The organism is uncultured Acidovorax sp. (genome assembly GCF_964021665.1).
GTDB lineage: Bacteria > Pseudomonadota > Gammaproteobacteria > Burkholderiales > Burkholderiaceae_C > Acidovorax > Acidovorax temperans.
The window spans coordinates 1-9,204 of the sequence record NZ_CAXIAK010000116.1 but is presented as its reverse complement, the minus strand read 5'-3'; the positions used below and the strand labels follow the sequence as shown (position 1 = coordinate 9,204).

Sequence of the window (9,204 nt, the reverse complement as noted above, 5' to 3'; positions counted from 1 at the left end):
TCCCGCACCGGCACAGCCGCCCGCGCCCATGCCGCCACAAACGGCTGTGCCTGCGGCCCTTGCGGCCCCAGCACCTGTCGTGGCGACATTGCCGCCCGCAGCGGAAGCGGAACCAGCTGAAGCCGCCCCATCGCCAGCGCCTGCCAATGCACTGCAGCCCTCTTACTTCGTGAACGTTGGCATTTTTTCCAACGGCAAGACGACGCGCGACACCGTGGCCAAGCTGCGCAAAGCAGACTTGCCCGTGAATGTGCAGGCCGTGAACACCAACCGTGGTTCGCGCACCCGCGTGCGGGTGGGGCCCTTCAACACATTGAAGGCGGCCGACAAGGCAGCGGTATCGGTGCGGGCGCTGGCGCTCGAAGCCGACGTGATCCGCCAGTGAGGCACAGGCTCACCTTTTTGGCCCTTTTACCCCTCCGATAGAACCGCTGATCGACACGCCATGCGCCACCCCCTGCCCTATGCCTTTGCCCGCTCATCACAGCTTCTGCTGGAGGATGATGGGCAACAGCTTGTTCTCTGGCATGGCCCTGCGCCCGACGTGACCGCGCTGTCGGAGGTCTTGCGCAAGCACAAGGTGAGGCACCTGCTGTCGCTGGACGCTACCAGCCTGGCGCAGCGCATCAGCGCCGCCTACGCGCAGGGAGAATCGAGCGCTGCCACGGTGGTGAGCGAGGTCGAGAGCGATGCCGACCTCTCACGCATGATGCAGGACCTGCCTGCGGTGGAAGACCTGCTGGAAACCGCAGACGACGCGCCCATCATCCGCATGCTCAACGCCCTGCTGACGCAGGCCGCGCGCGATGGGGCGAGCGACATCCACATCGAGCCGTACGAGCGCCACAGCAGCGTGCGCTTTCGCGTGGACGGCACGCTGCGTGAAGTGGTGCAGCCCAACCGCGCGCTGCATGCGGCCCTGATCTCGCGCCTGAAGATCATGGCGGACCTGGATATTTCGGAAAAGCGCCTGCCGCAAGACGGCCGCATCAGCCTGCGCCTGGGCACGCGCGCCATCGACGTGCGCGTATCCACCTTGCCCAGCGCCCATGGCGAGCGCGCCGTGCTGCGCCTGTTGGACAAGAGCGAGAACAAGATCAGCCTGGAAGCCGTGGGCATGCAGGGCGAAACCCTGCGCCGCTTTGAGGGGCTGATCAGCCAGCCGCACGGCATCATTTTGGTGACAGGGCCCACAGGCTCGGGCAAAACCACCACGCTGTACGCTGGCCTGGGCCGCCTGGACGCCACGCGCAACAACATCATGACGGTGGAAGACCCGATTGAGTACGAGTTGCCCGGCGTGGGCCAGACGCAGGTGAACAGCAAGATCGACCTGACGTTTGCCAAGGCCTTGCGCGCCATCCTGCGCCAAGACCCGGACATCATCATGATCGGTGAGATTCGCGACTTCGAAACCGCGCAGATCGCCATCCAGGCCTCGCTCACCGGTCACCTGGTGCTGGCCACGCTGCATACCAACGATGCGGCCAGCGCCGTGACGCGCTTGATCGACATGGGGGTGGAGCCCTTCCTGCTGTCTTCCTCACTGCTGGGCGTGCTGGCCCAGCGGCTGGTGCGCAAATACTGCGGCACCTGCCACGGCAAGGGTTGCGAGGCCTGCGGCCACACAGGCTACGCAGGGCGCACCGGGGTGTTTGAGTTGCTGGTGACGGACGATGCCATCCGCGCACAGATCCACGCCCAGGCGTCAGAAGCCGAGATTCGCACCGCAGCCCTGGCTGCTGGCATGACGCTGATGCGCGAGGACGGCGAGCGGCTGATTGCTGCAGGCATCACCAGCCGCGAGGAAGTGCTGCGAGTCACCAGGGATTGAGCCCCGCAGCAGGTGAGGGCGCCCCACCGCTCAGGTGAAGCAAACCGGCCCTAACCCAGGGCCCTGGGTCAGGCCAGTCGGGGCACTGCTTGCCCCAGCAAGGCTGTAGGAGCATCGTGGCTGTAGCCATCATCCTCATGCCGACTCAGACGCATACCCTCTGCAGGCAACTTGAACTGCGCCACCGCACGCGTGAGCTGCACGGCCTGTTCGCGCAACGATTCGGAGGCCGCGGTCGATTCCTCGACCAGCGCCGCGTTCTGCTGAGTCATGTTGTCCAGCTGGCTCACCGACTGGCTGATTTGCGCCACGTTGTCGCTTTGCTCAGAAGACGCTGCGGTGATCTCTTCGATGATGCCGGACACGCGGCGCACGCTGCTCACGATCTCTGTCATCGTCTCACCCGCTTGGCTCACCAGGCGCGAGCCATCTTCAACGCGTTCCACAGACGATCCGATCAGGCCCTTGATTTCCTTGGCCGCTTCGGCGCTGCGCTGGGCAAGACTGCGCACCTCGCTGGCCACAACCGCAAAACCGCGCCCCTGCTCGCCCGCGCGGGCTGCTTCCACGGCCGCGTTGAGCGCCAGAATGTTGGTCTGGAAAGCAATGGAATCGATCACGCCGGTGATGTCGGCAATCTTGCGCGAGCTGGCGGTGATCTGGTCCATGGTGGTCACCACCTGCGACACCACGGCGCCACCACGGGCCGCCACTTGAGCGGCAGACGATGCAAAGTCGCTGGCCTGGCGTGAAGACTGGGCGCTTTGCTGGATGGTGCCTGTCAGCACTTCCATGGACGAGGCGGCCTCCTCCAGGTTGGCTGCAGTCTGCTCAGTGCGTTGGCTCAGGTCGTGGTTGCCCGTGGCAATTTCCGAGCTGGCGGTAGAAATGTTGCTGGCGGCCTCTTGCACCTGGTGCACCAGCCCGCGCAGCGCGTCCTGCATGCGGGCCATTGCGCCCACCAGTTGCCCGACCTCATCGCTGGAAGTCACTTGCACATCACGCGAGAGGTCACCACCCGCGATGCGCTCGGCCAATTCACTCGCTTGCGAGATCGACTGGGTGATGGAACGCACGCTGAAGAACGTGAGCGGAATCAGCACAGCCAGCGCCAGCAGCAGCGCCCCGCCAATCATTCCAGACATGGTGGAAGCCAGTGCGTCCACACCCTGGCGGGCTTCGTCCATCTTCTTGCGGGCATCCATGGCCAGGTCGAACAGCAGTTTGTCGCTGGCCTCCATGTGCTTCTTGTACTTCTCGGCATAGGCGCCGCCCACTGCCCCGTCAATCTGCGCACGCTCGATCTGCTCGAACACGGGCGAAATGCCGGCCTCGTACTCTTTCACTTCGGCCAAGGCCTTGTCGATGGCTTCTGCAAAGCTCGCATCGCCCGCCTGCACCTTGCGCACATCGACCATACCCTTGTTCAGGTTTTGCAGCGACTTCTTCCACAAGTCCCGCCCATTCGACACTTCAATCGTGTTGTTGAAGTTGATGATGATGTCTTTTTCAGCGCGGCGCAGATCCCCCAAAGTGGTTCGCAACTCGCCCATGTCGGTCATGGTCTGCACCCTTTGGGTGAACAGCACTTCCAGCGTGTTACGGGTCCGCTCCAGCGCCAGGTATCCCATTGCACCGATCACGACCAGCAAGACCAGAGAAAAGACAGTACCGAAATAAAGGCGGGTGCGAATGGAGAGTCGATTGAGAGCGTTCATGGCGCAACCTCACAATTTTTAACAAATCGACTACAGGATAGCCACTTTGGCGCCATTGAGACGTAGCGTTTGCCCTAGACGCCATGGCGCGCTGGTGGGCAGTGTCTGACGCCCCTTGAAATAGAGTCCTGATGGGACGAGCCACGCCAGGCTGACACTGCAGACCGCCCATGCCGATAGCTTGAGCAAACCCCCAAGGCAGGTAGCCCCGGGGCGAGTGAAAACCTGAGCGCGACTGTAGAGGCCACGACCATCGCGCTCCAGAGGGTATTCACCCGTGAACCTGCCATGAACAGGGAGATGCTCAACCCATTAGCGCTGCTTATTCAGCTTTCAGCGGCACATACAACTGCCCGCCATTGCGCTGGAATTCCACCGCTTTGACTTGCATGCCTTGTGCCAGCGCGTTCTGCTCATCCAACCCCTTCTGCGCAGCAAAGTCGCGCACTTCCTGGGTGATCTTCATCGAGCAGAACTTGGGGCCGCACATCGAGCAGAAATGCGCCACCTTGGCGCTGTCCTTGGGCAGCGTCTCGTCGTGGTACTCCTTGGCCGTTTCGGGGTCCAGGCCCAGGTTGAACTGGTCCTGCCAGCGGAAGTCGAAGCGCGCCTGGCTCAGTGCATCGTCGCGCGAGCGGGCGCCGGGGTGGCCCTTGGCCACGTCGGCCGCGTGGGCCGCGATCTTGTACGCGATGATGCCCTGCTTCACGTCGTCACGGTCGGGCAGGCCCAGGTGCTCCTTGGGCGTCACGTAGCACAGCATGGCCGTGCCCATCCAGCCGATCATGGCCGCGCCAATCGCGCTGGCGATGTGGTCATAGCCCGGCGCGATGTCGATGGTCAGGGGGCCCAGGGTATAGAACGGAGCCTCGTGGCAGGTCTTGAGCTGCTCGGTCATGTTGGCCTGGATCATGTGCATGGGCACGTGGCCGGGGCCTTCGATCATGGTCTGCACGTCGTGCTTCCAGGCCACCTGGGTCAGCTCGCCCAGCGTGTGCAGCTCGGCAAACTGCGCTTCGTCATTGGCATCAGAGGCGCAGCCGGGGCGCAGGCCGTCGCCCAGGCTGAACGACACGTCGTACGCCTTCATGATGTCGCAGATGTCCTCGAAGTGCTCGTACAGAAAGCTCTCGCGGTGGTGCGCCATGCACCACTTGGCCATGATGGAGCCGCCGCGCGAGACGATGCCCGTGCGCCGCTGCGCCGTGAGGTGGATGTAGGCCAGGCGCACGCCCGCGTGGATGGTGAAGTAGTCCACGCCTTGCTCGGCCTGCTCGATCAGCGTGTCGCGGAAGATCTCCCAGGTCAGGTCCTCGGCCACGCCGCCCACCTTTTCCAGCGCCTGGTAGATCGGCACGGTGCCGATGGGCACGGGCGAGTTGCGCACGATCCAGTCGCGCGTGGTGTGGATGTTTTTGCCGGTGGACAGGTCCATCACGTTGTCGGCGCCCCAGCGGATCGCCCAGACGAGCTTTTCCACTTCTTCTTCAATGCTGGACGTGACAGCCGAGTTGCCGATGTTCGCGTTGATCTTGACCAGGAAGTTGCGGCCAATCGCCATCGGCTCCACCTCGGGGTGGTTGATGTTGGCCGGGATGATGGCGCGGCCCCGGGCTACTTCGTCGCGCACGAATTCGGGCGTGATGATGCGAGGGATGCTGGCACCCATCGGGTTGCCCATCAGGCGCTTCTCACGGCCTGCGTCGGCCATGTACTGCTCCATCCACTCGCGCTTGCCGTTCTCGCGGATGGCCACGTATTCCATCTCGGGGGTGATGATGCCCTTCTTGGCGTAATGCATCTGCGTCACGTTGGCGCCGGCCTTGGCGCGCAGGGGCTTGCGCTGCAGCGCGGCGGCCTCGGCGCGCAGCTGGGCCAGGCGGGTGGCGTCCTCGCTCTTTTGCCCGTCGTCCAGCGCTACGGGCGCGCGGCCTTCGTAGTGCTCCACATCGCCACGGCCGGTGATCCAGCCGCCGCGCACGCTGGCCAAGCCCTTGCGCACGTCAATCAGGGCATCGGGGTCGGTGTAAGGGCCCGAGGTGTCATACACGCTGACCACCTCGCCATTCGTCAAGGCAATGTCGCGCACAGGCACGCGCAGGTCGGCGTGCAGCTGGCCGGGAATGTAGGCCTTGCGCGATGCGGGGAAAGGCTCACGCGTCAGCGCCAGCAGTTCGGCAAATTTCTCGCGGGTGATGGGGTCGGGGGCGTTCATGGTGCAGGTCTCCTGGTTCCGGTAGCGGTGGGTTGTGCTCCGGAATGGACCTGTGCATCCCTCGGGTGCGGCAGCACCTAAGGCAAGCGGTGCCCGCAATGAATGCAGGCACTGGACAAGGAGGTCAGCTCTTCTTCCGCCGGTATGAACCGGATCAAGTTCGTCGGGTTCGCAAGCTCGCCTGAATTTCTTCAGGTCTCTTGCATCTCAGCGCATCAGCACACCCCGGAGCAGGCGCGAGTATAGGCCAGCTCCGTTGTGGTGCTGTATGGTCAGAGCAATCGCTCGAAGAGAACCACCACAAAGAAGACGACGGCGGCGATGGTCGTCCACTTGAGAATCACCAGCCCCAGCCGTTTGTAGAACGCTTGCCCAGTGCCCACATAAAAACCGAAACACACGGCAGATGCGAGCAACAGGAACAGGGCCAGCCAGCGGACGATCAGCATGACAGGTGATTTACCAGGCCCGTGCAGGCTGAGCAAAGCCCGCGGGTGCCTGGCGCTCGTCCTCGAACGTGACCACGTCCCAGGCATCGCGCTGGGCCAGCAACTCACGCAGCAGCAGGTTGTTCATGGCATGGCCCGAGCGGAACGCGCTGTAGGCGGCCAGCAGCGGCTTGCCAATGAGATACAAGTCGCCCATGGCATCCAGTATCTTGTGCTTGACGAATTCATCGTCATAACGCAGACCGTCGCTGTTGAGCACCTTGTAGTCGTCCATCACGATGGCGTTGTCCAGCCCACCGCCCAAGGCCAGACCGTTGGAGCGCATCATCTCCACATCACGGGTGAAGCCAAACGTGCGCGCACGGGCAATGTCACGGCTGTAGTTGCCTTGCCCCAGGTCAAACTCCACCCGCTGGCCGGTGGAGTCCACGGCGGGGTGGTGGAAGTCAATTTCAAAACTGAGCTTGTAGCCGTGGTACGGCGTGAGGCGCGCCCACTTGGCATTGGCGCCTTCGCCCTCGCGCACTTCGACAGGGCGATTGACGCGGATAAAGCGCTTGGGCGCGCGTTGCAACTCAATGCCCGCGCTTTGCAAAAGAAACACGAACGATGCCGAAGAACCGTCCAGAATCGGCACCTCTTCTGCCGTGATGTCTACGTAAAGATTGTCGATACCCAGGCCCGCGCAGGCCGACATCAGATGCTCGACGGTGTGCACCTTGGCACCGCCCACCGAAATGGTGGAAGCCAGGCGCGTGTCGGTCACGGCTTCTGCGTTGATCGGGATATCGACCGGCTGCGGCAAATCCACGCGCCGAAAAACGATGCCTGTGTCCGGCTGGGCCGGGCGCAGGGTCAGCTCCACGCGCTGTCCGCTGTGCAATCCCACGCCAACGGCGCGGGTCAAGGTTTTGAGGGTGCGTTGCTGGAGCATCCGGGCATTTTAGTTTCCCAGGCTCCATCGCGCTTGATCGACATCGACCAGCCCTTTCACAGACACGTTTTCCCTGACAGCCAAGTGACCCGATCAGCCCTAGAACCTATGTGGTTACTTATTGTTGCATATCAAGACATCTTCACAGACCTCTGGCATGCCCCCCGAAACCGCCAAGCGTTGCTACAGCTTTGGAAGCCCCACGGAGACTCACAATGAATAAACTCGGTTTCAAAATGAAGGTGCTGCCCATGCTCGGCACCGCGCTGGTGGCGCTGCTGTTCATGGCCATCACAACGCTACTGCAGGAGCGCTCGCTGATCATCGAATCGCGGCGCGAACAACTGGCCACGGCCGTGCAGTCGGCGCACAGCATCGTGGCAGCCTTCCAGGCCAAGGCCGCCAGCGGTGCCATGAGCCAGGAAGATGCCCAGAAGGCGGCCAAGGATGCGCTGCGGGTCTCCCGCTACGGCGGCCCCGACGGCAAGACCGAGTACTTCTACATCTGGACGCTGGACTCCAAGGGCGTGATGCACCCCATCAAGCCCGAATGGGAAGGCCAGGACATGGCCGGCAAGGTCAAGGACGGTGAAGGCACCGACATCCTCAAGACCATCTCCGACGCGCTCAAGGCGAGCAAAGACGGGCGGGTGTTCGTACCCACCATGTTTGCGCGGCCCGGTCAGCAGGCGCTGGTGCCCAAGCTGCAGTACGTGATTCGCGTGGACGGCTGGAACTGGATGGTGGGCTCGGGGCTGTACACCGACGACATCGACGCCCTGGTGCGCAAGACCCTGCTGGCTGACCTGGTGCTGGTGCTGGTGGTAATGGCGGTGGTGGGCGGTGTGGGCTTCACCGTGGCGCGCTCGGTGCTGCGCCAAATCGGGGGCGAGCCCAGCGAAGCCATCGGCATCATGTCGCAAGTGGCGCAAGGCAACCTGGACACGCAGATTCCCAACGCCTACCCCGGCTCCATGCTCGATGGGCTGGCGCACATGGTGACGTCACTGCGCCGCCTGGTGACAGAAGTGCGGTCGGCCACCGACAGCATTGCCACGGCATCCACCGAAATCGCCCAAGGCAACAACGACCTGGCGCGGCGCACGGAAGACACGGCCAGCAACCTGCAGACCACGGCCAGCAGCATGGAAGAGCTGACCAGCACCGTGAAGCAGACCTCCGACTCGGCCCAGACCGCCAACCAGATGGCGACCTCGGCCGCCGAAGTGGCAGCGCGTGGTGGTCAGGTGGTGGCGCAAGTGGTGTCCACCATGCAGGACATCAACGCCAGCAGCAACAAGATCTCCGACATCATCGGTGTGATCGATGGCATTGCCTTCCAGACCAACATCCTGGCGCTGAATGCGGCGGTGGAAGCTGCGCGCGCTGGCGAACAAGGCCGCGGTTTTGCCGTGGTGGCCGGTGAAGTGCGTAGCCTGGCCCAGCGCAGTGCGGATGCCGCGAAGGAAATCAAGTCGCTGATCAACGCCTCGGTCGAGAAGGTGGAATCTGGCACCGCTCTGGTGGGCAATGCCGGAGCCACCATGAACGAAATCGTGGCCAGCGTGCAGCGCGTGATCGACATCATTGGCGAGATCCGTGCCGCCACGTCGGAGCAGAGCCAGGGCATCGAGCAAGTCAACACGGCCGTGAACCAGCTGGATCAGATGACGCAGCAAAATTCGGCCCTGGTGGAGGAATCTTCCGCCGCCGCCGACAGCCTGCGCGAGCAGGCCCTCAAGCTGACCGAAGTCGTCGCGCTGTTCCGCGTGAATGGCAGCTCGGCCAGCACGCCACGCCCACCCGCAGCAGCCCGGGCTGCTGCGCCCCGCGCCGCCACAACGCTGCCCAAGGCCAAGTCTCCTGCAGTCACGGCGCGCCCCCCGCCCCCAAGCCAGCAGCGGCGCTGCCGCCCAAGCCCGCCTCTGAAGACTCAGGCGATTGGGAAAGCTTCTGATCGCAAGGCGTTGGCCACCCACAAAAAAGCCCCGGTGACGGGCAATGCCAGTCAGTTAAGCCCGCAGGCGGCTTGATCCAGTAAAAGGGAGCGTGTT

7 protein-coding genes and 1 riboswitch are annotated in these 9,204 nt (G+C 63.4%); of the genes, 3 read left to right on the top strand and 4 right to left on the bottom strand.

Annotated features, from left to right (window positions below):
• Positions 1–385: SPOR domain-containing protein (locus tag AADJ04_RS16615; RefSeq protein WP_341240293.1), on the top strand; the 385-nt coding region annotated here is incomplete at its 5' end.
• A 60-nt stretch (positions 386–445) separates the two neighbouring features.
• Positions 446–1,834, top strand: coding sequence for an ATPase, T2SS/T4P/T4SS family (locus tag AADJ04_RS16610; protein ID WP_338820847.1), 1,389 nt, complete (start codon positions 446–448; stop codon positions 1,832–1,834).
• A gap of 68 nt (positions 1,835–1,902) precedes the next feature.
• Here AADJ04_RS16610 and AADJ04_RS16605 read toward each other — a convergent pair whose 3' ends face one another.
• From AADJ04_RS16605 to lpxC, 4 genes are all read right to left on the bottom strand, one after another.
• Positions 1,903–3,552 (bottom strand): methyl-accepting chemotaxis protein, encoded by a 1,650-nt coding sequence (locus tag AADJ04_RS16605; protein WP_341240292.1) that lies wholly within the window; start codon positions 3,550–3,552, stop codon positions 1,903–1,905.
• A 322-nt stretch (positions 3,553–3,874) separates the two neighbouring features.
• Positions 3,875–5,767, bottom strand: coding sequence for a phosphomethylpyrimidine synthase ThiC (gene thiC, locus AADJ04_RS16600; RefSeq protein ID WP_341240291.1), 1,893 nt, complete (start codon positions 5,765–5,767; stop codon positions 3,875–3,877).
• A 114-nt stretch (positions 5,768–5,881) separates the two neighbouring features.
• A riboswitch (TPP riboswitch) is annotated at positions 5,882–6,005 on the bottom strand.
• A 34-nt stretch (positions 6,006–6,039) separates the two neighbouring features.
• Entirely contained in the window at positions 6,040–6,216 is a 177-nt protein-coding gene (locus AADJ04_RS16595; protein WP_167336969.1) for a hypothetical protein, read from the bottom strand.
• Between the two features lie 10 nt (positions 6,217–6,226).
• Complete coding sequence (gene lpxC / locus AADJ04_RS16590) at positions 6,227–7,150, bottom strand: UDP-3-O-acyl-N-acetylglucosamine deacetylase (RefSeq protein ID WP_341240290.1); 924 nt, start codon at positions 7,148–7,150, stop codon at positions 6,227–6,229.
• Between the two features lie 215 nt (positions 7,151–7,365).
• Here lpxC and AADJ04_RS16585 point away from each other — a divergent pair, with 215 nt between their 5' ends.
• Complete coding sequence (locus AADJ04_RS16585; protein ID WP_341240289.1) at positions 7,366–9,183, top strand: methyl-accepting chemotaxis protein; 1,818 nt, start codon at positions 7,366–7,368, stop codon at positions 9,181–9,183.
• Positions 9,184–9,204: the final 21 nt, after the last annotated feature.

Bases quoted from the DNA above. Each gene is read 5' to 3' on its own strand.
- AADJ04_RS16610 (WP_338820847.1), top strand. From the start codon at position 446: ATGCGCCACCCCCTGCCCTATGCCTTTGCCCGCTCATCACAGCTTCTG.
- AADJ04_RS16605 (WP_341240292.1), bottom strand. From the start codon at position 3,552: ATGAACGCTCTCAATCGACTCTCCATTCGCACCCGCCTTTATTTCGGT.
- thiC (WP_341240291.1), bottom strand. From the start codon at position 5,767: ATGAACGCCCCCGACCCCATCACCCGCGAGAAATTTGCCGAACTGCTG.
- AADJ04_RS16595 (WP_167336969.1), bottom strand. From the start codon at position 6,216: ATGCTGATCGTCCGCTGGCTGGCCCTGTTCCTGTTGCTCGCATCTGCC.
- lpxC (WP_341240290.1), bottom strand. From the start codon at position 7,150: ATGCTCCAGCAACGCACCCTCAAAACCTTGACCCGCGCCGTTGGCGTG.
- AADJ04_RS16585 (WP_341240289.1), top strand. From the start codon at position 7,366: ATGAATAAACTCGGTTTCAAAATGAAGGTGCTGCCCATGCTCGGCACC.